Annotated in this window: 23 protein-coding genes; 12 read left to right on the top strand and 11 right to left on the bottom strand. The window is 69.9% G+C overall.

Features of this window, described 5'->3' with window-relative positions:
• Positions 1–28 precede the first annotated feature (28 nt).
• The 3 genes from gltX to EDD90_RS17475 form a co-directional block, all read right to left on the bottom strand.
• Positions 29–1513 (bottom strand): glutamate--tRNA ligase, encoded by a 1485-nt coding sequence (gltX, locus tag EDD90_RS17465; RefSeq protein ID WP_123973905.1) that lies wholly within the window; start codon positions 1511–1513, stop codon positions 29–31.
• Positions 1497–2282 (bottom strand): fumarylacetoacetate hydrolase family protein, encoded by a 786-nt coding sequence (locus EDD90_RS17470; RefSeq protein WP_123973906.1) that lies wholly within the window; start codon positions 2280–2282, stop codon positions 1497–1499. The genes gltX and EDD90_RS17470 overlap by 17 nt, the downstream gene beginning before the upstream one ends.
• Positions 2283–2406: 124 nt before the next feature.
• Positions 2407–2595, bottom strand: a complete 189-nt coding sequence (locus tag EDD90_RS17475) for a hypothetical protein (protein WP_123973907.1) — start codon at positions 2593–2595, stop codon at positions 2407–2409.
• A gap of 573 nt (positions 2596–3168) precedes the next feature.
• On the opposite strand from EDD90_RS17475, the gene EDD90_RS17480 reads away from it, so the two are divergent.
• The 8 genes from EDD90_RS17480 (at position 3169) to EDD90_RS17515 (ending at position 13810) form a co-directional block, all read left to right on the top strand.
• Positions 3169–7029 carry a nitrate- and nitrite sensing domain-containing protein gene (locus EDD90_RS17480; RefSeq protein ID WP_123973908.1) on the top strand — a complete coding sequence of 1287 codons (3861 nt, stop codon included), beginning with the start codon at positions 3169–3171 and terminating at the stop codon, positions 7027–7029.
• Between the two features lie 9 nt (positions 7030–7038).
• Positions 7039–7452 carry a roadblock/LC7 domain-containing protein gene (locus EDD90_RS17485; protein WP_121890767.1) on the top strand — a complete coding sequence of 138 codons (414 nt, stop codon included), beginning with the start codon at positions 7039–7041 and terminating at the stop codon, positions 7450–7452.
• A 110-nt stretch (positions 7453–7562) separates the two neighbouring features.
• Positions 7563–7961, top strand: coding sequence for a DUF742 domain-containing protein (locus tag EDD90_RS17490; RefSeq protein WP_019058642.1), 399 nt, complete (start codon positions 7563–7565; stop codon positions 7959–7961).
• Positions 7942–8517 carry an ATP/GTP-binding protein gene (locus tag EDD90_RS17495; protein WP_046729249.1) on the top strand — a complete coding sequence of 192 codons (576 nt, stop codon included), beginning with the start codon at positions 7942–7944 and terminating at the stop codon, positions 8515–8517. Before EDD90_RS17490 ends, EDD90_RS17495 begins: the two co-directional genes overlap by 20 nt.
• A gap of 392 nt (positions 8518–8909) precedes the next feature.
• Positions 8910–12158: a nitrate- and nitrite sensing domain-containing protein gene (locus EDD90_RS17500; protein ID WP_123973909.1), complete on the top strand. Its 3249-nt coding sequence runs from the start codon at positions 8910–8912 to the stop codon at positions 12156–12158.
• A gap of 10 nt (positions 12159–12168) precedes the next feature.
• Complete coding sequence (locus EDD90_RS17505; protein WP_123973910.1) at positions 12169–12582, top strand: roadblock/LC7 domain-containing protein; 414 nt, start codon at positions 12169–12171, stop codon at positions 12580–12582.
• Positions 12583–12678: 96 nt separating this feature from the next.
• Positions 12679–13248 (top strand): DUF742 domain-containing protein, encoded by a 570-nt coding sequence (locus EDD90_RS17510; protein WP_123973911.1) that lies wholly within the window; start codon positions 12679–12681, stop codon positions 13246–13248.
• On the top strand, positions 13229–13810 hold the full coding sequence (locus EDD90_RS17515) for an ATP/GTP-binding protein (protein ID WP_123973912.1): 582 nt from the start codon (positions 13229–13231) through the stop codon (positions 13808–13810). The genes EDD90_RS17510 and EDD90_RS17515 overlap by 20 nt, the downstream gene beginning before the upstream one ends.
• Positions 13811–14238: 428 nt before the next feature.
• Here the strand turns inward: EDD90_RS17515 and EDD90_RS17520 are convergent, their stop codons facing one another.
• Both EDD90_RS17520 and EDD90_RS17525 read right to left on the bottom strand, forming a co-directional pair.
• Positions 14239–14436 (bottom strand): acyl-CoA carboxylase subunit epsilon, encoded by a 198-nt coding sequence (locus EDD90_RS17520; RefSeq protein WP_123973913.1) that lies wholly within the window; start codon positions 14434–14436, stop codon positions 14239–14241.
• Between the two features lie 35 nt (positions 14437–14471).
• Positions 14472–16067 carry an acyl-CoA carboxylase subunit beta gene (locus EDD90_RS17525; RefSeq protein WP_123973914.1) on the bottom strand — a complete coding sequence of 532 codons (1596 nt, stop codon included), beginning with the start codon at positions 16065–16067 and terminating at the stop codon, positions 14472–14474.
• A gap of 468 nt (positions 16068–16535) precedes the next feature.
• Here EDD90_RS17525 and EDD90_RS17530 point away from each other — a divergent pair, with 468 nt between their 5' ends.
• Entirely contained in the window at positions 16536–17132 is a 597-nt protein-coding gene (locus EDD90_RS17530; protein WP_123973915.1) for a YceI family protein, read from the top strand.
• A 116-nt stretch (positions 17133–17248) separates the two neighbouring features.
• Here the strand turns inward: EDD90_RS17530 and EDD90_RS17535 are convergent, their stop codons facing one another.
• Both EDD90_RS17535 and EDD90_RS17540 read right to left on the bottom strand, forming a co-directional pair.
• Positions 17249–17836, bottom strand: a complete 588-nt coding sequence (locus tag EDD90_RS17535) for a YdeI family protein (RefSeq protein ID WP_123973916.1) — start codon at positions 17834–17836, stop codon at positions 17249–17251.
• Between the two features lie 37 nt (positions 17837–17873).
• Complete coding sequence (locus tag EDD90_RS17540) at positions 17874–18557, bottom strand: DUF899 family protein (protein ID WP_185149127.1); 684 nt, start codon at positions 18555–18557, stop codon at positions 17874–17876.
• Positions 18558–18825: 268 nt separating this feature from the next.
• On the opposite strand from EDD90_RS17540, the gene EDD90_RS17545 reads away from it, so the two are divergent.
• Positions 18826–19419, top strand: a complete 594-nt coding sequence (locus EDD90_RS17545; protein WP_123973917.1) for a YdeI family protein — start codon at positions 18826–18828, stop codon at positions 19417–19419.
• On the opposite strand, the gene EDD90_RS17550 is transcribed toward EDD90_RS17545, so the two are convergent.
• Positions 19420–19824 (bottom strand): ATP-binding protein, encoded by a 405-nt coding sequence (locus EDD90_RS17550; RefSeq protein ID WP_260327905.1) that lies wholly within the window; start codon positions 19822–19824, stop codon positions 19420–19422.
• Between the two features lie 254 nt (positions 19825–20078).
• Here EDD90_RS17550 and EDD90_RS17555 point away from each other — a divergent pair, with 254 nt between their 5' ends.
• Complete coding sequence (locus EDD90_RS17555; protein ID WP_123973919.1) at positions 20079–20537, top strand: MarR family winged helix-turn-helix transcriptional regulator; 459 nt, start codon at positions 20079–20081, stop codon at positions 20535–20537.
• Here the strand turns inward: EDD90_RS17555 and EDD90_RS17560 are convergent.
• The gene (locus EDD90_RS17560; protein WP_123973920.1) at positions 20534–21589 is read right to left on the bottom strand and encodes an FUSC family protein; all 1056 of its coding nucleotides are present in this window, start codon (positions 21587–21589) and stop codon (positions 20534–20536) included. The two genes, EDD90_RS17555 and EDD90_RS17560, sit on opposite strands and share 4 nt — an antisense overlap.
• A 61-nt stretch (positions 21590–21650) precedes the next feature.
• Here EDD90_RS17560 and EDD90_RS17565 point away from each other — a divergent pair, with 61 nt between their 5' ends.
• On the top strand, positions 21651–22073 hold the full coding sequence (locus EDD90_RS17565; protein ID WP_123973921.1) for a MarR family winged helix-turn-helix transcriptional regulator: 423 nt from the start codon (positions 21651–21653) through the stop codon (positions 22071–22073).
• A gap of 1 nt (position 22074) precedes the next feature.
• Here EDD90_RS17565 and EDD90_RS17570 read toward each other — a convergent pair whose 3' ends face one another.
• The gene (locus tag EDD90_RS17570) at positions 22075–23448 is read right to left on the bottom strand and encodes a hypothetical protein (protein WP_123973922.1); all 1374 of its coding nucleotides are present in this window, start codon (positions 23446–23448) and stop codon (positions 22075–22077) included.
• A 40-nt stretch (positions 23449–23488) separates the two neighbouring features.
• On the bottom strand, positions 23489–26500 hold the full coding sequence (locus EDD90_RS17575) for a glycoside hydrolase family 3 N-terminal domain-containing protein (RefSeq protein ID WP_123973923.1): 3012 nt from the start codon (positions 26498–26500) through the stop codon (positions 23489–23491).
• Between the last annotated feature and the right edge of the window lie 99 nt (positions 26501–26599).

Raw genomic sequence — 26599 nt, forward strand, 5'->3', positions numbered from 1 at the left:
CGGTTGCCGCCCCTCCTGCGCGTGTGCGTTACGCGGCGAGCTTGGCCAGCGCCGCGTCGATGCGGGCCAGCGTCTTCTCCTTGCCCAGGACCTCCAGGGACTCGAAGAGCGGCAGGCCGACCGTGCGGCCGGTGACGGCCACCCGGACCGGGGCCTGGGCCTTGCCGAGCTTGAGGCCGTGGGCCTCGCCGGCGGCCAGGACGGCCTCCTTCAGGGACTCCGGGGATGTCCAGTCGGCGGACTCCAGCTTCTCGCGGGCCGTGGCCAGGAGGGCGTCGCTGCCCTCCTTCATCGCCTTGGTCCACGACGCCTCGTCGACGACCGGCTCCGCGAGGAAGAGGAAGTCGACGTTGTCGGTGATCTCCGAGAGGACCTTCAGGCGGGTCTGGGCGTGCGGGGCGATCGCCTGCCACTTCGACTCGTCGAAGTCCTCCGGGGCCCAGGGGGCGAAGGGCGCCTTCAGCCAGGGGGCGCAGCGCTCCGTGAAGTCCTTCACGTCCAGCATCCGGATGTGGTCGGCGTTGATCGCCTCGCACTTCTTCAGGTCGAAGCGGGCCGGGTTGGGCTGGACGTCCGCGATGTCGAAGGCCGCGACCATCTCGTCGATCGAGAAGATGTCCTGGTCCGCGGAGAGCGACCAGCCCAGCAGGGAGAGGTAGTTGAGCAGGCCCTCGGGGAGGAAGCCGCGCTCGCGGTAGAGGTTGAGGGACGACTCCGGGTCACGCTTGGAGAGCTTCTTGTTGCCCTCGCCCATGACGTAGGGAAGGTGGCCGAAGGCGGGGGTCTGCTTGGCGATGCCCAGCTCGGTCAGCGCCTTGTACAGGGCGATCTGGCGGGGGGTGGAGGAGAGCAGGTCCTCGCCGCGCAGGACGTGGGTGATCTCCATCAGGGCGTCGTCGACCGGGTTGACCAGCGTGTACAGCGGGGCGCCGTTGGCGCGGACGATGCCGTAGTCCGGGACGTTCTCCGCGGTGAACGTCAGCTCGCCGCGGACCAGGTCGGTGAAGGTGATCGTCTCGTCGGGCATCCGGAAGCGGACGATCGGCGTACGGCCCTGGGCCTTGTACTCCTCGACCTGCTCGGCGGTGAGGTCGCGGCAGTGGCCGTCGTAGCCGGACGGCTTGCCGGCGGCGCGAGCGGCCTCGCGGCGGCTGTCCAGCTCCTCCTGGGAGCAGTAGCAGTGGTAGGCGTGGCCGGCGTCGAGCAGCTTGGCGGCGACGTCCTGGTAGATGTCCATCCGCTGCGACTGGCGGTACGGCGCGTGCGGGCCGCCGACCTCGGGGCCCTCGTCCCAGTCGAAGCCCAGCCAGCGCATCGCGTCGAGCAGCTGGTTGTACGACTCCTCGGAGTCGCGGGCCGCGTCGGTGTCCTCGATGCGGAAGACCAGGGTGCCCTTGTGGTGCCGGGCGAACGCCCAGTTGAACAGGGCGGTGCGGACCAGGCCCACATGGGGGTTACCGGTGGGCGAGGGGCAGAAACGTACGCGGACGGGTGCGCTAGCCACGCTTGACAACCTTGTTGGTGAGAGTGCCGATGCCTTCGATGGTGACGGCGACCTCGTCGCCGACGTTCAGGGGGCCGACCCCTGCCGGGGTGCCCGTGAGGATCACGTCGCCGGGGAGCAGCGTCATGGCCTCGGTGATGTTGACGATCAGGTCCTCGATGGAGTGGATCATCTCGCTCGTGCGGCCGAGCTGGCGCTGTTCGCCGTTGACCGTGAGCTGGACCGTCAGGTCGGACGCGGTGGCGAGGTCCAGGTCCGTCTCCACCCAGGGGCCGAGCGGGCAGGAGGTGTCGAAGCCCTTGGCCCGGGCCCACTGCTTCTCGCGCTTCTGGACGTCGCGGGCGGTGACGTCGTTGGCGCAGGTGTAGCCGAAGATGACGTCCGCCACGCGTTCGCGCGGGACCTCGCGGCACAGCCGGCCGATGACCACGGCCAGTTCGGCCTCGTGGTGGAGCTCCTGGGAGAACGAGGGGTACTGGATCTCGTCGCCGGGGCCGATCACCGAGGTGGACGGCTTGAAGAAGGCGAAGGGGACGTCCGGGACCTCGTTGCCCAGCTCCTTCGCGTGCTCCGCGTAGTTGCGGCCGTAGGCGACGACCTTGTTGGGGAGTACCGGCGGGAGCAGCCGGACCTTGCTCAGCGGGACCTTGGTCCCGGAGAGCTCGAAGTCCGTGAACGGAATGCCCTTGATGATGTCGAGGACGAGTTCGTCCTGCTTGTCGCCCTCGACGGCGCCGAAGGCGACGTTCCCGTCGATGGAGAACCTGGCGATGCGCACGGGATCCTTGCGCCCCTCACTGAGCCGGCTGGAGTCTGACGCTCCAGGCTAACGCGGTAAGGGGCGGCCGCCGTGGAATAACCCGGTGACCGGGTGAGTGAGTGAACGGCGGCCCTGCCCCGTACTACTCGCCGACCGAGGTCCCGGCCGGGATCTCCATGAGAACGGTGCGCCGGGGGTTGGCGGTCTGGGCGGGGAGGTCGAGGGAGTGCTCGGGGAGCTCCGGGGTCTGCAGTTCCTCGGCGTCCTTGAGGTGGGCGAGGGTGGTGCGCCGGGGGTTGGCTATGTTGCGGAACATCATCGTCGTCTTCACGGTTGTCGTAGACCCCGTCGTGTCGTGTGGGTTGGCAGAGACTTCCCTCTTGTAAAGCGCCAGGCTAAACATCGAATTCCCGACGGAAGCCGCCAAGTGGCCTTGATCCGTGTGTGAGTTTGCTCACGAAGGCGAGGGCAAAGCGGTCATTTCAGACCTGCAATTCGGCGCTCCGAAACGGACATTGGCGAACTGAACCTGTCATTCCGCTCCTGATCATGGCGACTGGGACACACCCCTCGCACTCGCGACTGGCAAGGATACGTCCGTTATGTACGCGATCAGCTTCGACATCTCGTAACGTGTCACTCACACGCTGTCACGGAGGTCACAGCTCGGTCCACGGCCCTTGTTGGAGATCCGGCACTGTGCTGGAATTCCACGGACCGCCGCGGGATCGAGCCGGCGCGCAGGGGGCGCAACGCAGCGCCGAGTGGCGGCGAGACAGGGGGAGCCAGCGCCGGTCACACTGACGACCAACTGGGGGCGTATTCAGGGCGCTCCCCCCTACAACGCCGACACCGTGTCCCTCCGTTCAGCGGAGGGGTGCCTGGTCCAGAGGTTGCGACGCTAGTGCAGGGACGATTCAAGAGGGATGGCAGCGCTTCGGCAGAGCCGGAGGCGCACGGCGGGACCGACCGCGGTTCCTCGCCCCAGCACGCCCAGAACCAGGGCCCGGCCGCAGCCGGTGGTGGTGACGGCGGTGAGCGCCCAGGGCGCCCCGCCGTGTCGGCGTCTTCGGGGTCCTCGGGCCCCCAGCCGACCGCCGCACCGACGCCGACGGTCAAGCCCGCCAAGGGCATGTCGAACCCGGGCTCGCGCATAGCCCTGCGCAACTGGCGTATCTCCACGCGCCTGGTGTCGCTGCTCGCGCTCCCCGTGGTGGCGGCGACGACGCTGGGCGCGGTCCGCATCAACCAGTCGCTCGACGACATCCAGCAGCTCGACAACATGAAGCTGCTGACGGACATGACCGCGCAGGCCACCGAGCTGGCCGCCGCGCTCCAGGAGGAGCGCGACCAGTCGGCGGGTCCGCTGGCGCACGGTGCGTCCCCCAACGACGTGACGGTCAAGGGCCTTGAGCAGAGGACCGACCGGGCCCGCGAGAACTTCCTCAACGCCTCCGAGGAAATCGACACCGCGAGCAAGAACGGTCAGCTCCAGGGCGTCCGCGACAGCCTCGTCGGTCTGGCCGGCCAGCTGGACGGCCTGGCGAAGATCCGCAAGGACGCCTATCAGCAGAAGGACAACTCGACCCAGACGGTCGAGTCCTACCACCGGCTGATCACCCAGCTGATCGACCTCTCGCAGGACATGGCGCAGGCCTCCAGCAACTCGGAGATGATCCAGCGCACCCGCGCCCTGGCGGCGTTCTCCACCGCCAAGGAGTACGCGTCCGTGCAGCGGGCCGTCATCGCCGCGGCCCTGCCCGCCAACAACACCTCCTTCGGCAACCTCTCCGAGAACGACCGGCTGTACGCCGAGTCGGCTCAGGAGAGCGAGACCTCCGAGCTGACGATCTTCCGCAAGATCTACGTGGGCAACGCGTCCTCGCTGCTCACCCCGATCGACGGCAACAACCCGACGATCGAGTCCGCGGACACCTACGCCAAGCGTGCGCTCGGCGCCACGAACGGTCTGAACGAGCTCGCCAAGCGGTCGTACCGCGACTGGGTGGACGACAGCTCGACCAAGATCGAGCAGATGAAGAAGATCGAGCACACACTGCTCGAGGACATGGAGCAGAAGGCCCGCGAGCTGCGCGCCTCCTCCGAGCAGGAAGCGATCATCTCCGGTGCGCTGATCCTGCTCGTCCTCGGTGTGTCGCTGGTCGGCGCCTTCGTCGTCGCCCGCTCCATGATCCGCTCGCTGCGCCGCCTCCAGGAGACCGCCACCAAGGTCGCCCAGGACCGCCTGCCCGAGCTGGTCAAGCAGCTCTCCGAGTCCGACCCGCAGGACGTCGACACGTCCGTGGAGTCGGTCGGTGTGCACTCCCGGGACGAGATCGGCCAGGTGGCCGCGGCCTTCGACGACGTGCACCGCGAGGCGGTCCGCCTCGCCGCCGAGCAGGCCCTCCTCCGGGGCAACGTCAACGCGATGTTCACCAACCTCTCGCGCCGCTCCCAGGGCCTCATCCAGCGTCAGCTCTCGCTCATCTCCGAACTGGAGTCCCGCGAGGCCGACCCGGACCAGCTGTCCTCCCTCTTCAAGCTCGACCACCTCGCGACGCGTATGCGCCGTAACGGTGAAAACCTTCTGGTCCTCGCGGGTGAAGAGCCCGGCCGCCGCTGGACCCGCCCGGTCCCGCTGGTCGACGTGCTCCGCGCCGCCGCGTCCGAGGTGGAGCAGTACGAGCGCATCGAACTGGCCGCCGTGCCGACCACCGAAGTGGCCGGCCGTGTGGTCAACGACCTCGTGCACCTGCTCGCCGAGCTGCTCGAGAACGCGACCTCGTTCTCCTCGCCGCAGACCAAGGTCAAGGTCACCGGTCACGCCCTGCCCGACGGCCGGGTGCTGATCGAGATCCACGACACCGGTATCGGCCTCTCCCCCGAGGACCTCGCGGCGATCAACGAGCGGCTCGCCTCGCCGCCCACCGTGGACGTCTCGGTCTCCCGCCGCATGGGTCTGTTCGTGGTCGGTCGTCTGTCGCAGCGGCACGGCATCCGTATCCAGCTGCGTCCGTCCGACTCCGGTGGTACGACCGCGCTGGTCATGCTCCCGGTCGATGTCGCCCAGGGCGGCAAGAAGCCCGGTCCCGGCAAGCCCGGCGCCCCGGCTCAGTCCGGCGGTCCGGCCGCCGCGCAGGCTGCGGCCGGTGCGGCCGCGGCCCGGCGGGGCAACGGCCAGGGCGGTTCGCTCGGTGCCGGTGCCCCGGCCCCGGCTCTCGGCGGCGGTGCCGCAGCGGGCGGCGGGCGCGGTGGTGCCCCCGGTTCCGGCGGGCCCTCCGGTGGCGGACTGCTCGGTGCCGGCGCCGGTCCGCGCGGCCAGGTCGGTGCGGGCCAGGGTCCCCGGGCCGCACTGCCCGGTGCCGGTCCGAACGGCGGTCGTCCCGGTGCGCCGGGCGGCGCGCGGGGTCCGCAGGGTCCGGCGGCTCCGCCGCAGGGCCGGCCGACCGCTGGTGCCGGTGCCTTCGGCGGTCAGGACGCGTTCGGCAACAGGCAGGACTCCTTCGGCGGTCAGGACGCGTTCGGCAACCGAGGTCCGGTTCCGCCGCAGCGCTCCGCGAACTCCTCCGACCAGGGCCGTCAGCCCCAGCTGCCGCCGCGCGGTGGCCCGCGGGCCGAGCTGCCCGGCGGCAACCCGCCGGCGGGCCGGCCCAGCTGGAGCGACGAGAACGCCCAGCCGCCGCTCTCCCGCGCCTCGCTGGACACCCCGCGCGGCCATGACGAGCAGGACCCGACCCACACCGCGCCGATGCCCCGCATCGACGACCGGCAGGACCTGGGCGCGACCTCGCAGATGCCGGCGATCCCGCAGAACCCGTCGTCCACCGGCGAGTTCCCGCGCCCGGACTTCAACACGGGCTCCCAGAACACCGGCTCGTACCCCCGTCCGGGCATGAACGGCCAGCAGGACACCGGCTCGTTCGTCCGCTCGGACGTCTTCGGCACGCCGGCCGCGCCACCGAACGGCTCCCAGAACACCGGGCAGTTCGCCGCTCCGCAGGCCTACGACAACGGCTCCACCGGCCAGTTCGGCACGCCGTCCTTCGACGGCGGCTCCACCGGGCAGCACTCCCTGCCCGGCCGCCAGAACGGCTACGCGAACAACGGCCAGAACGGCAACGGCCAGCACAACACGGGTCAGTTCGAGCGTCCGCAGACCAACGGCCGCGGCATCGACTACGGCGCGGCCCAGCGTCCGCCGGCCCCGACCCTGCCGCCCGCCCGTCAGGAGCCCGAGGCACTGCCGCCGGCCAGCGGTCCCGGTGACGGTCGTACCCCGCTGTACGACACGCTGGAGACCAACTGGTTCCACGGCGGCCCGCAGGAGCAGCAGCAGCGCCCGCAGAGCAACGGCAACATCAACGGCGCGCAGGGCAACGGCAACGGCAACAGCCCGGCGCCGCTCCCGCCCGTCCCCCAGCAGCCGCCGGCCCCCGTGGCCGCGGCCCCCCAGCGTCCCGTGACCAGCTCCTGGCGCCCTTCGCCCAACGACGAACTCGTCCGTCAGGCGGAGCGCGTACGGCAGCCGGCCGCGGGCGGTGTCACCACCTCCGGGCTGCCGCGGCGAGTGCCCCGGGCGAACCTCGTACCGGGTACCGCACAGCAGCAGCAACAGCACCAAGCAGGTCCGCAGGTCTCGCGTTCGCCTGATGACGTCCGCGGCCGGCTGACCAATCTCCGTCGGGGTATCGCGCAGGGTAGGCAGGCCGCACCCGGCCCGCAGACCGGTAGCTTCCCGAGCCCCACTCACCAGCAGGAGCGTTAGTTGAGTCCGATGAGCCAGGCGGCACAGAACCTCAACTGGTTGATCACCAACTTCGTGGACAACACCCCGGGTGTGTCCCACACCGTCGTCGTGTCCGCCGACGGTCTCCTTCTGGCGATGTCCGAAGGCTTCCCGCGTGACCGTGCCGACCAGCTGGCGGCCGTCGCGTCCGGGCTCACCTCGCTGACCGCCGGGGCTTCCCGGATCTTCGAGGGCGGCGACGTGGCGCAGACGGTCGTCGAGATGGAGCGCGGCTTCCTCTTCCTGATGTCCATCTCCGACGGCTCGTCCCTCGCCGTGCTGGCTCACCCGGAGTGCGACATCGGCCTCGTCGGCTACGAGATGGCACTGCTGGTCGACCGCGCGGGCGCGGTACTCACGCCCGACCTGCGCGCCGAACTGCAAGGCAGTCTGCTCCACTGAGAGCCTGGATCCAACCCACCTCACCAAATCACCGTCCGGCCGCCACAATCCCCCCACCGGCCACGTCCGACGGCACGACTGACCGACTTGCTGTCCCGCCCGGAGGAACGATGACCCCGCCCACCGCCTCTCATGATCCGTACGCGGAGCCGTACGGGGACGAGGGCGACCAGCCGCTGGTACGTCCTTACGCGATGACCGGCGGCCGGACCCGGCCGCGCTACCAGCTCGCCATCGAGGCGCTGATCAGCACCACGGCCGACCCTGCAGCACTCATGGGGCTGCTCCCGGAGCACCAGCGCATCTGCCACCTGTGCCGTGAGGTGAAGTCGGTGGCCGAGGTGTCGGCTCTGCTCGCCATGCCGCTGGGTGTGGCCCGGATCCTGGTGGCCGACCTCGCCGAGGCCGGCCTGGTCGCCATCCACCAGCCGGGCGGCGACGAGAACAACGGCGGCGCTCCGGACGTGACGCTGCTCGAAAGGGTGCTCAGTGGACTTCGCAAGCTCTGACGGAGGCCGGGCCACCACCTCCGCGAAGATCGTGGTGGCGGGCGGCTTCGGCGTCGGCAAGACCACGTTCGTGGGAGCGGTCTCCGAGATCAACCCGCTGCGCACGGAGGCCGTCATGACGTCCGCCTCGGCGGGCATCGACGACCTGACCCACACCGGGGACAAGACCACCACCACGGTGGCCATGGACTTCGGCCGCATCACGCTCGACCAGGACCTGATCCTGTACCTGTTCGGTACGCCGGGCCAGGACCGCTTCTGGTTCATGTGGGACGACCTGGTGCGCGGTGCGATCGGCGCGGTCGTCCTGGTGGACACCCGCCGGCTCGCGGACTGCTTCCCCGCGGTCGACTACTTCGAGAACAGCGGTCTGCCGTTCGTCATCGCGCTCAACGGCTTCGACGGGCACCAGCCCTACACGCCGGAAGAGGTACGCGAGGCGCTGCAGATCGGACCGGACGCACCGATCATCACGACGGACGCCCGGCACCGTGCGGACGCGAAGTCGGCGCTGATCACGCTGGTGGAGCACGCTCTCATGGCACGACTGCGGTAGCAGCCGGACCGCGGACAAGTCCGTCGTCGTGTACGGCAGTTGTCGTAAGGAAACCGGAGCCGACTGTGGCCTTTGACACGGTCGGCTCCGGTGTTCATAACGTTTCGGCAGAGGAATCCGGTGGTATCGCCACGCGTCGCGGTCGCGCGGTACCGCTGCGCTCACAACAGCCCCGCCTTTTGGCGGGGCTCGCTCTTTATGACCGTTTTATCTGGGCCTTACATCCGTGCGCTCTGCCCTAATGGACTGTTTGGAAGTGCGCAGGCCCCCATGCTGGAATGCCTGAACTGCCCAATAGTCAAAGACGTACTCCCTAGTGGTCTGTGACACACCGGGCTCTGAGAGACTGCGGCACGACGATAGGTGCCCGCCGCCGAGAGGTTGTTGGTCGAGTGAGGCGAAGCAAGAACGGTCCCGAGCCGTCGGCACGGGGCAACTTCACCCCGCCGCCGCGCGCTGCGGCGCCCACCCCTGTGCCAGCCGCGGAACCACCGGCCGCGCCCGCGAAGAGCGGCGGCCGTTTCTCCCCGCGGAACTGGCGAGTACCGACCAGGCTGAACGCGATCCTGCTCATACCCGTGGTCGTCGGCCTGGTCATGGGCGGCTTCCAGGTGAAGAGCTCCATCGACACCTGGCAGGAAGCCCAGGACGCGGAGAACACCGCGCGTCTGGTGCGCGCCGCCCTGAGCTACGGGGACGCTCTCTACAACGAGCGTGACATCACCGCGGCACCGCTGCTCCTGAACAAGAACAAGCAGACGGTCACCGACGCCCGCGCGCTGACCGACAAGGCCGCCGACGCCTTCGACTCCGCCGCACAGAACATGCCCAAGAAAGCCGGCCTCGAACGCCGGCTGAAGCTGTTCCGCGAGGCCGAGCCCCAGCTCACGAACCTCCGCGCCGCGGCGTACACCACCAAGCTCACCGGTGTGCAGACCGAGGAGGGCTACACCCAGATAGCCCACCCGCTCATGGAGTTCGCCAACGAGCTCGGTCTGGGCACCGGAAACATCACCTCCTACGGCCGTACCGTCTACGCCATCTCGCTCACCAAGGCGGCCCTGTCGCTGGAGCGGTCGATCGGCATGCACCTGCTGATCAAGCCCGGCCCCGACGCCGGCAACCTGGCCTCGCAGCGGGTCGCCCTCTCCTCGTACGCCTACCTCGAAGGCATCGCCGTCGAGGAGTACATCGGCGGTGGCACCGAGGCCGACGCGCAGAAGCTCACCGATCTCGAGAAGAAGATCAAGACCGACGGCGCGGCGATGGTCCAGCAGGCCAAGGCCAAGGACCCGAACTACGTGGCTCCGCCGTCCAGCACCACCACGATGGTCTCGGCGCTGGCGACGCTCCAGAACACCGACACCACCACCCGGCAGGTGCTGGCCGCCAAGGGCATCACCGCCGAGAACTGGTGGGCGGTCAACACACTCAAGTACAACGCCTACCGCACCATCGAGTCGGACATGGCCGACAAGGCGGTGAGCGAGGCGTCCGGCATCGCCGACGACGCCAAGACCTCGGCGTTCATCACCGGTGCCGCGGTCGTGGTCGCACTGCTCGCCGCGTTCATCCTGGCCGGCATGGTGGCCCGCCAGATGTCCCGCTCGATGCGCCAGCTGCGCAACGCCGCCTTCGGCATCGCCGAGCAGCGCCTGCCGATGCTGGTCGACCAGCTCTCCCGCACCGACCCCGGCCGGGTCGACACCCGGGTGGCGCCGATCCCGATCACCTCGACCGACGAGATCGGCGAAGTCGCCCGCGCGTTCGACCAGGTCCACCGCGAGGCCGTACGGCTCGCCGCCGAGCAGGCCCTGCTGCGGGGCAACATCAACGCGATCTTCACCAACCTGTCGCGCCGCAACCAGTCGCTGATCGAGGGCCAGCTGACCCTGATCACCGACCTGGAGAACAACGAGGCCGACCCGGACCAGCTGGAGAACCTCTTCCGGCTGGACCACCTCGCGACCCGTATGCGCCGCAACGGCGAGAACCTCCTGGTCCTCGCCGGCGAGGAGCCCGGCCGCCGCTGGGACCAGCCGGTCCCGCTGGTCGACGTGCTGCGCGCCGCCTCCTCCGAGGTGGAGCAGTACGAGCGCGTCGAGCTCTCCGGCGTCCCGGAGGCCGAGATCCACGGCCGTGCCGTGACCGACCTCGTGCACCTGCTGGCCGAGCTGCTGGAGAACGCGACGACGTTCTCCTCCCCGCAGACCAAGGTCCGGGTCACCGCGACCCGTCTCCCCGACGGCCGCGTCATGATCGAGATCCACGACAAGGGCATCGGTCTCACCGCCGAGGACTTCGCGGACATCAACCACAAACTGGCCAACCCGCCGACCGTGGACGCCGCGATCTCCCAGCGCATGGGCCTCTTCGTGGTCGGCCGGCTGTCCGACCGGCACGGCATCCGGGTCCAGCTGCGCCCCTCGGGTGAGCAGGCCGGCACCACCTCGCTGGTCATGCTGCCGGACGCGATCACGCACGGCGGTGGCGGCGAGCAGCCCATGGACCGCGACGAGTTCACCGTCTCGCAGATCATCCCGGAGCAGCAGTTCCAGGGTGAGAGCTTCCAGCAGCCGCAGCTCCAGCCGATGCGCACCGCCGCCGAACTCGGTTTCGACGACAGCCGCTACATCGAGGTCCCCGACGACATCCGCGACCTCGACCCCGTGGGCCGCTCCCTGATGCGCGAGGAGCGCCGGGCGGCCCTGGAGGCCCAGACACACGGCCCGGAGGCCGCACAGGGCCTGCAGACGCCTCAGGCGCCGCAGGAGACCGCCGAGATCCCGGCGTACGTCGACGAGTTCGACAGCGGCCGGCAGGGCTACGACACCGGCGGTACGGGCTTCCAGGAGCAGCCGGCGGCCTTCGACGCGCAGCCGTCGTACCAGGAGCAGTCGCAGAGCACGTACGACGAGCAGTTCTACGCGCCGAACGGCGGCCTGCCGCAGAACGACCCCTTCTCCACCGGTGGCGGCTACCCCGAGCCCGCTTATCCGGAGCCGGTCCAGGAGGAGCCCGCGGCCGCGCAGGCCGCCGCCCCGGACTCGTTCCCGGCCTTCGGGGAGCAGGCCTACCAGGACGACTGGCCGCAGCAGGACAGTTACCAGAACGGTTACCCGGCCCAGTACGCTCCGGAAGCGGAGTCGGCGCAGGCCGGTGACGTGGACGAGCGGAACCGCGTAGGCTTCGACCGTCCGGGAGCGGCCCCCTCCGCCGGTCACCAGCTGACCAACGCCGGGCTGCCCCGCCGGGGCTCCACCGGTGGGACGGGCGGCTCGAACGGCACGGGTCCCGTGCGGCACGCACCGGCACCGGCGGCTCCGGCCGCGGAGCCGAGTGGCGACGACAGCTGGCGTTCCCAGAACGACGAGCGTTGGCAGCAGGCCGCGCAGCTGCGCAAGCCGAAGGCGGGCGGGGTCACCTCCTCCGGTCTGCCGAGGCGGGTACCCAAGGCCAACCTGGTCGAGGGAGCCGCCGAGAGCACCCCTCAGGGAGGCCCACAGGTCTCCCGCGCCCCGGAGGACATCCGGGGCAGGCTGAGCAACCTGCGTCGTGGCGTCGAACGCGGACGCAGCGCAGGCAGTGAAACGAACGGCCAGGGCTTCGGCCCTGACAGCACCTACAACCAGGAGCGTTAGTGTGAGCCCGATGAGCCAGGCGGCACAGAACCTGAACTGGTTGATCACCAACTTCGTGGACAACACCCCGGGGGTGTCCCACACGGTGGTGGTCTCCGCCGACGGACTCCTTCTGGCGATGTCCGAAGGCTTCCCCCGCGACCGCGCCGACCAGCTCGCGGCCGTCGCCTCAGGTCTGACGTCTCTGACGGCAGGCGCCTCCCGGATCTTCGAGGGCGGCCACGTGAATCAGACGGTTGTGGAGATGGAGCGGGGATTCCTCTTCATCATGTCCGTTTCTGATGGTTCCTCGCTGGCGGTCCTCGCCCACCCGGAGGCCGACATCGGCCTCATTGGGTACGAGATGGCCCTTTTGGTGGACCGCGCAGGCACGGTTCTTACCCCGGATCTGCGCCAGGAACTCCAAGGAAGCCTTCTCAACTAATAGTCAGACGGTGCGTTTTGGCGTCCCGGGGCCGTAAGGTTTCGGGACGCGGCTCCACAAGGATGGGTGCCCGGCACGGTCGGAGGAGGAGAGAGAGTGGCAACACCCCCAGGCGGTTCGAATAACGGCAACTGGTCGTACGGTCCTGCGCAGGGCCCGGGCGACGGTTCCGCGAACCGGTACAACTTCCCCTCCACGCCCAGCCACCGGCAGCCGTACGCGCCGCAGGGCCCCGGTCCGTCGCCGTACGACCAGCCCCCGGCGCCGCGCATCCAGCCGGTGCAGCCGCAGCGCCGCCCCGAGCCGGCTCCCGCCGGGGCGTCGAACAACCCGCTGGTGCGTCCGTACGCCATGACCGGCGGCCGGACCCGCCCGCGGTACCAGCTCGCCATCGAGGCGCTGGTGCACACCACCGCACAGCCGCACCAGATGCAGGGCCAGCTGCCCGAGCATCAGCGGATCTGCAATCTCTGCCGGGAGATCAAGTCGGTGGCCGAAGTCTCGGCCCTCCTGTCGATCCCACTCGGCGTGGCCAGGATCCTCGTCGCCGACTTGGCGGAGGCGGGCCTGGTCGCCATCCATCAGCCCGGCGGCGACGAGAACGCCGGCGGCCAGCCAGACGTGACACTGCTCGAAAGGGTGCTCAGTGGACTTCGCAAGCTCTAGCGGCGGTCCTTCCCGCTCCACCACCTCCGCGAAGATTGTGGTGGCGGGCGGCTTCGGCGTGGGCAAGACCACGTTCGTCGGCGCTGTCTCGGAGATCAACCCGCTGCGCACAGAGGCCGTGATGACGTCCGCGTCGGCCGGTATCGACGACCTCACCCACACCGGGGACAAGACGACCACCACGGTCGCCATGGACTTCGGTCGTATCACCCTGGACCAGGACCTGATCCTGTACCTGTTCGGCACGCCCGGCCAGGACCGCTTCTGGTTCATGTGGGACGACCTGGTGCGCGGCGCGATCGGCGCGATCGTCCTGGTCGACACCCGCCGGCTCGCCGACTGCTTCCCCGCGGTCGACTACTTCGAGAACAGCGGCCTGCCGTTCGTCGTCGCCCTCAACGGCTTCGACGGCAGCCAGCCGTACAACCCCGAAGAGGTCCGCGAAGCGCTCCAGATCGGCCCCGACACCCCGATCATCACGACGGACGCGAGGCATCGTGCCGATGCGAAGTCGGCGCTGATCACTCTCGTGGAGCACGCACTGATGGCCCGCCTGCGCTAGCGGTTGTTTCTCCGAGGGGCCCTTTCCATCCGGAACGGGCCCCTTTGTCATAGGCCCCTTTGTCATACCCCCTGTCACACTGGCCACGACAGAGGGGGACTGTGAGATGGGTGCTGAAGCAGCGGCGTGACGCCTCGGGACGACCGTGGCCCGCTCGGCGGCCCAGCGGGCCTGCGCCTGCAACGCGGCGTGGAGCGCCAGTTCGGCGACGGCGGGTGCGGCAGCCGCGCATCGGCTCCTTGGAGCTGTACGGCCGTGACGGCAGCATGCCGAAGGGGCTCACCACGCCGGCCGACCGCCCAGGGCCGCGGATGAAGCCGATGCACTTTGATGTCGCCGCATGGCACCGCCGACATCACCTGACGACGCACCACGGCCCCGCCCTCCCGAAGGAGAAGCGGGGCCGTGGTTCACGTCGCCCGGAGGGGTCAGTGCCAGCTGTGCGGGGCGCGGAAGCCGTTTTCGCGGTCCAGGCGGCGCCAGCCGGCCTTGGCGCGGCCTCGGTGGGTCTGCTCGGTGTCGGCGGTCGGCCGGGCGGCCGCGCGGGCCAGGAGGACCGCCGTTATGGCGGCGACTTCCTCCGGGTCGGCGTTGCCCTTCTCGACGCGGATGTCAGGCACGTTCATGGGTGTCAGTCTCCGTGAGAGAGGTTTCCGCAGGATTACTGCGGGGGGTTGCCGTGCTTACGGGACGGCAGGTCGGCGTGCTTGGTCTGCAGCATCGCCAGCGACTTGGCGAGCACCTCGCGGGTCTCGGCCGGGTCGATGACGTCGTCGACCAGGCCGCGCTCGGCCGCGTAGTAGGGGTGCATGAGCTCGGACTTGTACTCCTTGACCATGCGGGCCCGCATGGCCTCGGGGTCCTCGGCGGAGGCGATCTGCCGACGGAAGATCACGTTGGCCGCGCCCTCGGCGCCCATGACCGCGATCTCGTTGGTCGGCCAGGCGTACGTGAGGTCGGCGCCGATCGACTGGGAGTCCATCACGATGTAGGCACCTCCGTACGCCTTGCGCAGGATCAGCGAGATCCTCGGCACGGTCGCGTTGCAGTAGGCGTAGAGGAGCTTCGCGCCGTGGCGGATGATCCCGCCGTGTTCCTGGTCGACACCGGGGAGGAAGCCCGGTACGTCCAGGAAGGTGACGATCGGAACATTGAAAGCGTCACACATCTGGACAAAGCGCGCAGCTTTTTCACTCGCCTCGATGTCCAGGACACCTGCCAGCACCTGCGGCTGGTTGGCGATGATGCCCACGACCTGGCCGTCGATCCGGGCCAGCGCGCAGATGATGTTCCGCGCCCAGCGCTCGTGGACCTCCAGGTACTCGCCGTCGTCGACGATCTCCTCGATGACCTTGGTCATGTCGTACGGCCGGTTGCCGTCCGCCGGGACCAGGTCCAGGAGGACGTCGGAGCGACGGTCGACGGGGTCGGTGGACTCGGCGCGGGGCGGGTTCTCGCGGTTGTTCTGCGGGAGGAGGGAGAGGAGGTAGCGGACCTCCGCGATGCAGGTCTCCTCGTCGTCGTACGCGAAGTGGCAGACACCGGAGGTCTCCGCGTGGACGTCGGCGCCGCCGAGGCCGTTCTGGGTGATCTCCTCGCCGGTGACCGCCTTGACGACGTCCGGTCCGGTGATGAACATCTGCGAGGTCTCGCGGACCATGAAGACGAAGTCGGTGAGGGCGGGCGAGTAGGCCGCGCCGCCCGCACACGGGCCGAGCATCACGGAGATCTGCGGGATGACACCGCTCGCCTTGGTGTTGCGCTGGAAGATGCCGCCGTAGCCGGCGAGGGCGGACACGCCCTCCTGGATACGGGCGCCCGCGCCGTCGTTGAGGGAGACCAGGGGCGCGCCGGCCGCGATGGCCATGTCCATGATCTTGTGGATCTTGGTGGCATGGGCCTCGCCCAGCGCACCACCGAAGATCCGGAAGTCATGGGCGTAGACGAAGACGGTACGGCCGTCGACCGTGCCCCACCCGGTGATGACACCGTCGCTGTACGGCTTCTTGGCCTCCAGGCCGAAGCCGACGGCACGGTGCCGGCGCAGCTGCTCGACCTCCTGGAAGGAACCCGGGTCAAGGAGCAGCTCGATGCGCTCCCGGGCCGTCAGCTTGCCCTTGGCGTGCTGCGCCTCGGTCGCCTTCTCGCTGGGTCCCGCCACGGCCGCCGCACGGATCTCGTGCAGCTCGGCGACCCGCCCGCGCGCGTCCGTCGGTTCGCCGGTGGGCTCGCCCGTCGTCTCTTCCAAAACGGTCATGTAGTGACCTTACGAAGGACACCAAGGAATGCGAGACGTCGACTCCGTACAGTCTCCGACGCGTTTTCCTGGAAGCACCGAACAGAACCAGAACAGCATGCAGTCGTTCCAACTGTTCAGAGGGCTGTGGTGTTGTAGGGGTGCCACAAAGACATCTCCTGAGACACGGCTCACATCAACCGGCAGGCCGTACCGCCCCCGGAGTGACAGGGGCCCCCGGACGGCCCCCACACCCCCCGCGCCCCATACCAGCAGAGCCTAGTCGCACCCCTTCACCGCATAGCGAGACGGGCAACCTGAGATTACGCTGAGTAATAACCGAGACACACCGACGGATGATGTTGAAGATTGAACGGAATAGGTCTACGGTGACTTTCGTTAAGTTCGTTGAACGTTAAACATCAACGCCCCGCGTCTTCGGTATCCACCGCTTCGAAGCCGCGACCCGTCCCCCAAGGAGCACACGTCATGGGCATCTTCGGCCGCAAGAACGACCAGACGACCGCCGCCGGCGCCACCGCCGACACGGCCGCGCTGACCGGCGACTACACGATCGACCCCTCGCACACGACGCTGGGCTTCGTGGCCCGCCACGCGATGGTCACCAACGTCAAGGGCAGCTTCCAGGAGTTCGAGGGCACGCTGCACCTGGACGGCAAGGACCCCTCGCAGTCCACCGCGTCGCTCGACATCAAGATGGAGAGCATCACCACGGGCAGCCCCGACCGTGACGGTCACCTCAAGTCGGCGGACTTCTTCAAGACCGACGAGTTCCCGACGATGACCTTCCGCTCCACCAAGGCGGAGGCCCTCGGCGGCGAGGACTACCGCATCACCGGCGACCTCACGATCCTCGGCGTCTCCAAGCCGGTCACCATCGACCTGGAGTTCAACGGCGCCGCCAAGGACCCGTTCGGCAACGAGCGCGTCGGCTTCGAGGGCAAGGCCGAGATCAAGCGCTCCGACTGGGGCGTCACCTGGAACGCGGCGCTGGAGACCGGTGGCGTCCTCGTCTCCGACAAGATCAAGCTGAACTTCGACATCTCGGCGATCAAGAGCGCGTGACCCGACGGCGGGAACCGCCGGAAGCAGCGCGGCTTCCGAGCGCCCCCGTCCCCTGCTTGTCACTGCCCGTAGCGCCCGCCCCTCCGTTTTTCCCCGTACGGAGGCCGGGCGCTCGGTCATGTCCGCGGCCGGGAGGACAGCCCGGCCAGGGCGGCCGCCAGTCTGTTCGCCCGGCCCTGCGGGGTGCGGGCCGTGAGCAGTCCGAAGATCACCTGGTATCTGTCCGTCCGCCCGAGGGCGTCGAAGGCCGTCCCGGCTTCGGGGTTCCGTTCCAGCGCCGCCGCCAGGTCCTCGGGGACACCGGCTTCGCTCTGCGGCTCGTACGCCGCGTCCCACCGCCCGTCCGCCTGGGCGGCGGCCACCTCCGCGAGTCCCGCGGGACGCATCCGGCCGGTGGCGGTCAGCTCCGCCACCCGGCGCACGTTGACCATGGACCAGAGGCTGCCCGGCCTGCGCGGGGTGATCTTCTGCAGGAAGTACGTCGCGTCCAGCGCCTTGCGCTGCCCGGTGATCCAGCCGTGGCAGAGGGCGACGTCGTTGACCTCGGCCCAGGTGACGGAGACCAGGCCCGAGCCCTTCTTGGCGACCTTCACCCAGAGGCCGGGGTGCGGGGCGGGGTGGGCGGCGAGCCAGGCGTCCAGGCCGGAGGTGGCGGCGAAGGCCAGGGCGGGGGGTGTCTCGACGGTGTCGTCGCTCGCGGTCATGGCGACACCGTAGGGAGGGAATAGGTCGGTATCCGTCCTAATAGTCGGTGGTCGGGTACCAGTCCCCGCGTCCCCGCGGGGTCAGGTCGAGCAGGTGCCAGACGGGCGCCAGCAGGTCGATGCCGCGTTCTTTGATGTCGTCGGCCATGCGCGGATGGGCGGAGTAGGTGTGCCGGACCGTGCCGTCGCCCTCCCGGGTGAAGACGGAGACCGTGGAGTCCTGCTCGCCGTCCTCGTCCTCGCTGCCCAGGTCGTACTTGAACGTGCTGTCACCGCAGCTGAGCAGCCGCAGCCGGCGCCACCCGCGATCGCGGGCGTACTTCCGGAGGGTGGGCGGGTCGGCGGCCGCGGCGATGACGAAGTCCGCGTTGCGGGCCACGTGGTGGGCGATGCCGTTGTAGCCGTCGATCCACAGGGTGCACATCGGGCAGGGATCGGCCTGCGACTTGCCGTACATGAAGTGGTAGACGATCAGCGGCCGTTCGGGCCCGGAGAACAGCTCGCTCAACGCGACCTCGCGGACCGGGGTGTCACCGGCGTCGAGGTCGCCGGGCCCTTCGAGGAAGGCATAGTCGTCCACCACCGGCCCCGCCGGCAGCGCCCGCCGCAGCGCCGCGACCTCCTCACGGTGCCGCATGAGCGCGATCTCGGCCAGCCGCAGCTCCTCACGGGCGGCGAGGTAACCCTCGGACTCCCCGGCCAGCCTGGTGTGCCGCACCATCGCGTCCTCCTGGGGTGGGGTCCCCTCCCAGACCCTCAAGTCTAGGACGGCCGCTCGGCTCACTCACCTTCGTAGCGGCGCGCCAGGTCGACCAGGATCACCTCTCCCCGGCCAGCAGCGCGGTGACGTGACGCGGCCGCTCCAGATCCCCATGGTCGGCCAGGACAGATGCGGATCCCGTGCGGCCTGGATGACCGTGGAGCCGACATCCCGTATGCGGCACCCTGCATCCGAGGCCGTGCCCGAATGCGTCACGACAATCGGCCGGGTGTGGTTCGCTGCTGGGGTGACTCAGGACTTGGAGATCGTCGCATTCGCATCCGCCGAGGCGTTCGAGGCATGGCTCGGTGAGAACCACGCCGTCTCTCCCGGCATCTGGCTCAAGCTTCGCAAGAAGGGCCCCGGAATCGTCGCGCTGGACTACGCCCAAGCGCTCGACGTGGCACTCTGCTACGGCTGGATCGACGGCCAGAAGGCCAAGCTCGACGACCAGTGGTGGACCCAGCGGTTCACCCCGCGCACGCCGCGCAGCAAGTGGTCCAAGATCAACCGGGACAAGGTGGCCGCTCTGGTCGAGCAGGGCCGGATGCGTCCGCCGGGGCAGGCCGAGGTCGACCGCGCCAAGGCGGACGGCCGCTGGGAGGCGGCCTACGACGGTGCGAAGACCGCCACGGTGCCGGACGACCTCGCGGCGGCCCTGACCGCCGACCCGGGCGCGGCGGAGTTCTTCGAGACACTGGACCGGCAGAACCGCTACGCGATCCTGTACCGGATCCAGGACGCCAAGAAGCCCGAGACCCGGGCGCGCCGGATCGAGAAGTACGTGGCGATGCTGGCGAAGGGCGAGAAGTTGCACCCGTAGTCACTCCCGCACCTCGAACTCGCACCAGACCACCTTCCCCGGCTCCCGCTCCCCCACCCCCCACTTGTCCGCGAGCAGGCTGACCAGCAGCAGGCCCCGGCCGTGTTCCGACTCCGGTGACATGTCGCCGTAGCGGAGTTCACCCGGGCCGCTGTCGTGGACCTCGGTGCGGAGGACTCCGTCGGGGTGCAGGGCCAGCCGTAGGCGGAAGCCGCGGCCCGGGGGGACGCCGTGGAGCAACGCGTTGGTGGTCAGTTCGCTCACGCAGAGCAGCACGTCGTCCGCGCATGGGCCGACTTCCCAGTCGGTGAGAGCCTCGCGGGTGAAGTCCCCGGCCACTGGATGCCGTTCGCGGAACAGGAACTCCGGTGGGACCTCGCGTGTCGGCGGGAGCCCGACGGGCACTGGCGCGGGCGGATCAGCCTGTCGGTCGACGCCCGCGCCCTGCGGCGGCTCGGACTGCACCCGGATCAGCCGTCGTCCGCCGTCAACGGACCTTCCCCGCCCGCCTGGTGGCATGCCGCCGGGCTGCGTTACGCCTCCGCGCGTCCAGATCGGAAGTCGCCGGATACAGCCGAAGCACCTTGACCTCAAGGCAGGTTGAGTTTCTACGGTCGGTCTATCCGAAAGCAGGTCAGGCGAAGACGGAGGGACCGCCCATGCAGTACTCGCACACCGACGCCGAACTGGTCCAGCAGCCCATCGGGTACTGGAGCTGGGCCGCCTTCAAGGCCGTCGTCGACCGCACCCGCGCCGCGCTCGCCGGGATCGGTACCACCCAGCCGCAGTGGTGGGTCCTCGCGCAGGTCGCGCGGGCCGACGACGTCAAGACCCGCAACGAGGTGTCCCGCCTCCTGCGGAACTACCTCGACACGGGCCCGGAGATCATGGAGTCCGAGATCGATACGACCGTCGCCCACGGGTGGATCACCGAGGACACCGAGGGCCGCCTGAGCCTCACGGCCGACGGCAGGGCGTTCTACGACAGGGCCGCGGCCGTCCAGGACGAACTGTGGGCGGAACGGCACGCGGGCATCTCCGAAGAGGAGTACCTCGTCACTCTCAAGGTGCTGCAACGCTTCATCCACAACACGGGCGGGCGGGCCTGGCACCACTAGGTTCGCGCCGGCCGCAGCACGCCGGGCCCGGTCCGTTTCCGTACCGGCAGCAGCCACCACGCCGAGGCCACCGACAGGACCGCGCCCACCGCGATGCCCTCCAGGCGGGTCGGCAGGAGGGTTGCCGCGTTCTGGCCGAAGTAGCCGAGCAGGAGGGAGAGGGCGCAGGTCATGCCGGCGGCCCAGTAGGCGTAGTTGAGGGGGCGCAGCCAGAGGGCGATCGTGAGGACCGTGAACATCAGGGCCACTGCGGTGTGGCCCGTGATGCCGGCGGCCGCCAGGCCCGTCGCCAGGAGTGTGCCGACGCAGGCGCCGATCAGGCGCTCGATTCCCTTGCGCAGTACGTCCGTTCGGCCGCGGTTGCCGCTCGCGGCGACGTACGCGGTCAGGACGACCCAGGGCCAGTGGTCGTCGAAGAGCAGGCGGCCGAGGGTGAAGGCGGCGGCGATTCCGGCCGCCATCTGCAGCGCCATACGGGTGCTGGGGCGGGGGTGGAGGCGGGAGCGGCGCGGGGGTGGAGTGGGGGCCGGGTCCGGGTGCCAGGGGCCGAAGCGGTCCGCCAGCCCCTGCACCAGCCATACCGTGGCGCACGCCAGCGCCGCGATCAGCGCCGACCAGCTCCAGGTCACCAGCCCGCTCTGCGCCTCGGGCGGCAACGCCGGGCCGGGGACGACGAGCAGGGCGACCAGGGGGAGGGCGATCAGTGTGCCGGCCTTGGTGGCGGCGGGGCCGTAGCGGCGGATCCAGATCGCCAGGGCCATGCCGGCCGTGTAGACGGCGGCGCCGACCGGATAGTGGGAGGCGATCAGGCGGCCGAGGAAGATCGACGCACCCGCCGCCATCGGGAGCAGCACCAGCGCGGTCAGGCGTCGCCGGGTGTCGGCGGTGCGCTGGCTTGCGGCGAGGGTCAGGGTCAGCGCGACCGCGAGGACCAGCACATCGGTGTGCAGCCCGGCGGCCCCCTCCAGCGCCAGCGCGGATCCCCAGCAGAGCAGCACAGCCGCCATCGTCAGCCCGGATTCGTACGCGTTGCGTATGAGTTTGACGGTCATGGCTCAGAGAATACGGTGATTATTCGTGTACGACAGTAAGTAATCACGTACGATCTCCTCTATGGAGCACCTTGCCGAAGCCGCCCGTGTACGTCGTGCCGTCCTCCTGTTCAACCGTCGGCTGCGGCAGGAGCGCGGGGACGGGAGCCTCAGCCCCAATCAGCTGTCGGTGCTCGGGCATCTGTACCGGCACGGGCCGGCCACGCCCGGCGAGGTCGCGGCCGCCGAGCGGCAGCGGCCGCAGTCGCTGACGCGGGTCTTCGCCGAGCTGGAGGCGGAGGGGCTGGTCGAGCGGGCGGCGGACCCGTCGGACCGGCGGCAGGCGGTGCTGAGTCTCACCGCGGCGGGGCGGCGCGCGCTGGAGGCCGACATGGCCCAGCGGGACGCCTGGCTGGCCGAGGCGTTCGGGGCGTTGAGCGAGACCGAACGCGGGGTGCTGTCACTCGCCGCCTCCGTGCTGGAGCGGCTGGGGAATGCCCCGTAGGTCAGAAACCCCCGCCGAAGTCCCCGCCGCCCCCTCCCCCGAAGTCCCCGCCCCCGCCGAAGCCCCCGAAGTCCCCCGGGTCGAAGTCCGCGCCCGACACATCGCCGCCCTGGTAGCCGCCGGTGTCGAAGCCGCCGAAGTCGCCGTACCCGGTGCCGTAGTCGGCCGCGTAGGCCGGGGCGGACATCCAGCCGCCCAGGGCCGTGCCGAGGAGGAGACCGGGGAGGATGCCGCCGCCGAAGTAGCCGCCCGCCCACGGGCCGTAGGCCGGGCCCGCGTCCCAGTACGGGCGGCGGCCGAAGTCGGTGTCGACCTCGCGGACGACCGGGTCGCGGCCGTCGGCGAGCCGGGTCGCGTCGGCCGCGCAGACCGGGACCTCGCGGGATGAACCGCCGGGCGGGGTCCAGGTGGCGTCCGTGACGGAGGGGCCGTGCCGGGGGTCGAAGAAGCACGGCGGGCGGCGCTCGGGGAGGGGGCGGCCCTCGCGGCGGGCGGCGAGCTGGGCGAGCGAGAAACGGCCGTCCTCCAGCGCCTGGGTGACCGTGCGGACGTCCTCCGGTCTGCGGGCGTCCGCCATGGCGGCCTTCGCCTGGTCGTAGGCGTTCAGCGCACGCTCGTAGTCGGCGCGCATCGCGTCGTCGGCGCCCGGTTCGGCCGGGTGGAAGTCGAGGCGGTCCAGTTCCTCGCCGAAGGCGGTGATGTCCTCGTCCACGACCACCCGGAGCCGGTCCAGGGCGGCCCGCTGCTCCTCCTCGTGGCGCCTGCGGTTGCGGCGGACCAGCGCGTACGCGCCCGCTCCGCCCGCCACGACCACTGCTCCGATCACGATCAGCGCCGTACTGGACACTCCGGTCCCCGCGCTGCCGCCGCCCCATGTCGTGGGGGCCTTGCCGCCCATGTTGGCGAGGGCGCGGTCGGTGAAGTCGGTCAGCTGGGCCTTGGTGCCCTCGCCCTGGACGCTGGTGACCAGGTTCTGCACGGCCGTGCGGGGCATTACCGAGGAGTCGGCGCGGGCGTCGAAACGGTCGCCGAGCCGGACGGCGTACAGGCCGGTGATCCCGGTGGCCGTGCGCAGGTTCGTGAAGAGGTTCTGGGTGGGGTAGCCGGCCGGCAGGACGGCGATGAACAGGGGTTTGTCCGCGTCCTTGATCTGCCGGGCGAGGACGGAGGCGTCGGCCGTGGACAGCCGGCCGGCGGCCGCCGGGTCGACGTACACCGGGCTCTTGCGCAGGGCCTCGGCGATCGTCGAGACGCCGGTGTCCGCAGTGGCCGCCGTGGCCGTCGTGATCCGCGGGGCGAACGCGGTCAGGGCGACCAGCGCCAGCGCCAGAAGCAGCAGCCCCGGGAGGCTTCGGGTCCGTCGCACGGCCTTCATACTTCGAAATTACCCGAAGCCTCCCAAAAGCAGTCATTCCTTACGCTGCCTCGTAGGCCTCCGTCAGCTTCTGCACCGCCGCTCCGTACCTGCCGGTCAGCAGCAGATGGTCCGCGTCGGCGAAGGGCTTCGAGACGGCCGCCGTGATCGACTGGCCGACCTTCGCCTGGACCAGCAGCCGGGCCTCGCCGACCAGCTTCCGGCCCGTCGAGGAGGCGCCCGCCCGCTCCGCGGCCCGGGCGGCGGCGCCGAGCGCCCGCAGGGTCGCCTCGCCGCCCTTCGGGGCCTTGGCCAGGGTCGTCAGACCCCAGCCGTACGGGTACTGCGGGTCGTACGAGGCGTCGCCCACGTTGATCGGCAGCTGCGCCTCGGACTTCGGCCAGGTGACCGGGAGCTGCCCGGTGAAGGCCCGCTTGCCGTAGAGCACGTCGGCCACGCCGTCGCCCTCGGTGCCGGGCAGCCAGGACGCCACCAGGGCGTCGATCTCGCCGAGCCGGTCGCCGATCAGCTGCGGGCGGCCCGAGACGATCAGCACCGCGCACTTCATGGCCGCGCAGACCTTGTCCACGGCCGCCTGGTCGGCGGCGGTCAGCACCAGGTCGTTGCCGTTGCCGACGTCTCCGACGCCCTCGGCGTACGGGGTCTCGCCGACGACGACCACGCCCACGTCGTACCCGCTCGTCGGCGCCGAGGCGTCCTTGGAGTAGGTGACGTCTCCCCCGGCGTTCTTCATGCCCTGGAGGATGGTGGTGCCGGTGGTGTGGGTGCCGGACTGGCCCTGCCAGGTGAGGGTCCAGCCGCCGGTCTGATTGCCGAGGTCGTCGGCGTTGGACCCGGCGACGTACACCTTCTCCGACTTCTTCAGGGGCAGGACGTCCCCGGAGTTCTTCAGCAGCACCTGCGACTCCGCGGCCGCCTGCCGGGCGACGGCCCGGTGCGCGGTCGATCCGATCTTCGAGGCGCCCGACGTGTCGGCGTACGGGTGCTCGAAGAGGCCCAGCCTGAACTTCTGGGTGAGGATGCGGGAGACGGCGTCGTCGACGCGCCGCTCGCTGACGCGGCCCGCCTTGACCTCGGCGATCAGGGTCGAGGTGAAGTCCTTGTAGCCGTACGGGACCATCATCATGTCGACGCCCGCGTTGACGGCCGTGCGGACATGGGCCGGGTAGTCGCCGGGGAGCTGGTCCATGGCGTTCCAGTCGCTGATCACGAAGCCCTTGAAGCCCATCCGGCCCTTCAGTACCCCGTCGATCATGTCGGCGCGGGCGTGCATCTTCACCGGGCCCAGGCCGTCGCCGACGATGTCGAGCGAGGAGTACGACGGCATGACCGTGCCGATGCCCCGGTCCACGGCGGTCTGGAACGGCGCCAGGTGGATCGCCTCCAGCTGCTGCCGGGTCACCGTGGTGACGCCCTGGTCGATGGTGTACGACCCGGTGGTGGAGGAGCCGTAGGAGGTGCCGCCGTCGCCGACGAAGTGCTTGGCGGTGGCCAGGACCTTGTCGTCGCGGCTCAGGTCGCGTCCGTCCGCGCGCCCTTGCAGCCCCTGGATGATCGTCTCCATGGACTTCACCAGGGCCGGGTCCTCGCCGAAGGACTCGTAGGAGCGGCCCCAGCGTTCGTCACGGCTGACGCAGAGGCAGGGGGCGAAGTCCCAGGGGATGCCGGTGGCACGCACCTCGGACGCCGTCACCGCGCCCGCCTTCTCGGCCAGTTGGGGATCACGGGTCGCGCCGATGCCGATGTTGTGCGGCATGATCGTGGCGCCGGCCAGGTTGTTGTGGCCGTGCACCGCGTCGACGCCGTAGATCAGCGGGATCTGGAACCGGGTCGCCTGCGCCCGGAGCTGGAAGGAGTCGATCATCTGCGCCCAGGCCGCGGGCGTGTTGGGCGTGGGGGTCGAGCCGCCGCCGGACAGCAGTGAGCCGAGGTCGTAGGCCGCGATGTCACCGCCGGTCCCCACGGCGCCGCGCTCGGCCTGGGTCATCTGCCCGGCCTTCTCCTCCAGGGACATCCGGGAGAGCAGATCGGCGACCCGCTTCTTCACGGGCAGTTTGCTGTCCAGGTACGGCAGTCCGTGCGCGTCGATGACGACCTGCGGGGTCTCCGCGGGGGCCTTGGCGCCGGTGACCGTGAGCTTCAGCGGGATGGTCTCGGCCGATTCGGCCGGCCGGTCCTTCAGCGTCGGGACCTGGATGGTCTGCGTGGCCCCGGAGGCGGTGCCCGCCGGGAAGGTGAGGGTGCCGGAGAGCGCCTTGTAGTCCTTGCCGACCTCGGCGGTGCCGCCCGTCGTCTCGTATGCGACCGTCACCGGGTCGTCGATCGGGGCGGAGCCAGTGGTGGCGACGGTGACCTTGACCGACGCCGTACCGCCCTCCTTCACCGGGTAGACGGCCGCGTCCGTGGTGACGGAGGCCCGCAGCGCCTGGTCCGCCTTGCCGTACAGCTCCACGTCGTCCATGGCGAACTGCCCCTTGATGCCGACGGGGAGCGTGACCGCGTAGCCCCACATCTGCGTCAGACCGAGGACGTGGTCGATACCGCCGACCGGCTGGTAGTCGGTGCGGTAGACGAAGTCGGTGAAGGGGATCTCGATCTGCTTCCAGCCGGTGAAGTCGTCGGTGAAGGACGTCGTCCAGAGCTCCGAGGCCTCGCCGTTGGTGCCGCCGTCCTTGATCTCGAAGGCGGTCTTCTTGCCGTTGTCCTGGCCGTCCCACCAGAAGCGGATGCCCTTGTGGGCGGACCAGTCGTGGGCGGGTTCGGTCGCCGCGAAGTCGTGGGTGAAGCCGCCGTAGCCGCTGATGTCGTACGTCCCCGAGAGGACCTTGGCGCCCTCGGGGGCGTCGGTGCGCTCGGCGAGCTGGAGGGTGGGCGGGTCGTCGCTGTCGCTTCCCCAGGTGAAGATGCCGTCGGCCGGCTGGGAGGCGAAGGGCACCTCGCCCTCGAAGCGGTCCACGGGGGTCGGCGCCGGGTCGTCGGCGGCGCGGGCCACCGACAGGGGTACCAGCGCGGCGAGTAGGGCGGTGGAGACGAGCAGGGCGGTTCTTGGCATGGACCTTCCCTCGACTCTCTGGTTCACTCAACACTCTCGGAGTTCACTCATGGCTTAGATCACGACGTGAGTTAACTAACGGCTCGCACCCCCGTCAAG

It is taken from the genome of Streptomyces sp. Ag109_O5-1 (assembly GCF_003814875.1).
GTDB classification, from domain to species: domain Bacteria; phylum Actinomycetota; class Actinomycetes; order Streptomycetales; family Streptomycetaceae; genus Streptomyces; species Streptomyces sasae.

Coding starts and splice junctions, on each gene's coding strand:
- EDD90_RS17535 (WP_123973916.1), bottom strand. CDS start 17,836: ATGACCGCGAGCGACGACACCGTCGAGACACCCCCCGCCCTGGCCTTC.
- EDD90_RS17530 (WP_123973915.1), top strand. CDS start 16,536: ATGGGCATCTTCGGCCGCAAGAACGACCAGACGACCGCCGCCGGCGCC.
- EDD90_RS17560 (WP_123973920.1), bottom strand. CDS start 21,589: ATGACCGTCAAACTCATACGCAACGCGTACGAATCCGGGCTGACGATG.
- EDD90_RS17565 (WP_123973921.1), top strand. CDS start 21,651: ATGGAGCACCTTGCCGAAGCCGCCCGTGTACGTCGTGCCGTCCTCCTG.
- EDD90_RS17520 (WP_123973913.1), bottom strand. CDS start 14,436: ATGAACGTGCCTGACATCCGCGTCGAGAAGGGCAACGCCGACCCGGAG.
- EDD90_RS17525 (WP_123973914.1), bottom strand. CDS start 16,067: ATGACCGTTTTGGAAGAGACGACGGGCGAGCCCACCGGCGAACCGACG.
- EDD90_RS17570 (WP_123973922.1), bottom strand. CDS start 23,448: ATGAAGGCCGTGCGACGGACCCGAAGCCTCCCGGGGCTGCTGCTTCTG.
- EDD90_RS17555 (WP_123973919.1), top strand. CDS start 20,079: ATGCAGTACTCGCACACCGACGCCGAACTGGTCCAGCAGCCCATCGGG.
- EDD90_RS17540 (WP_185149127.1), bottom strand. CDS start 18,557: ATGGTGCGGCACACCAGGCTGGCCGGGGAGTCCGAGGGTTACCTCGCC.
- EDD90_RS17490 (WP_019058642.1), top strand. CDS start 7,563: ATGACCCCGCCCACCGCCTCTCATGATCCGTACGCGGAGCCGTACGGG.
- EDD90_RS17575 (WP_123973923.1), bottom strand. CDS start 26,500: ATGCCAAGAACCGCCCTGCTCGTCTCCACCGCCCTACTCGCCGCGCTG.
- EDD90_RS17485 (WP_121890767.1), top strand. CDS start 7,039: ATGAGCCAGGCGGCACAGAACCTCAACTGGTTGATCACCAACTTCGTG.
- EDD90_RS17505 (WP_123973910.1), top strand. CDS start 12,169: ATGAGCCAGGCGGCACAGAACCTGAACTGGTTGATCACCAACTTCGTG.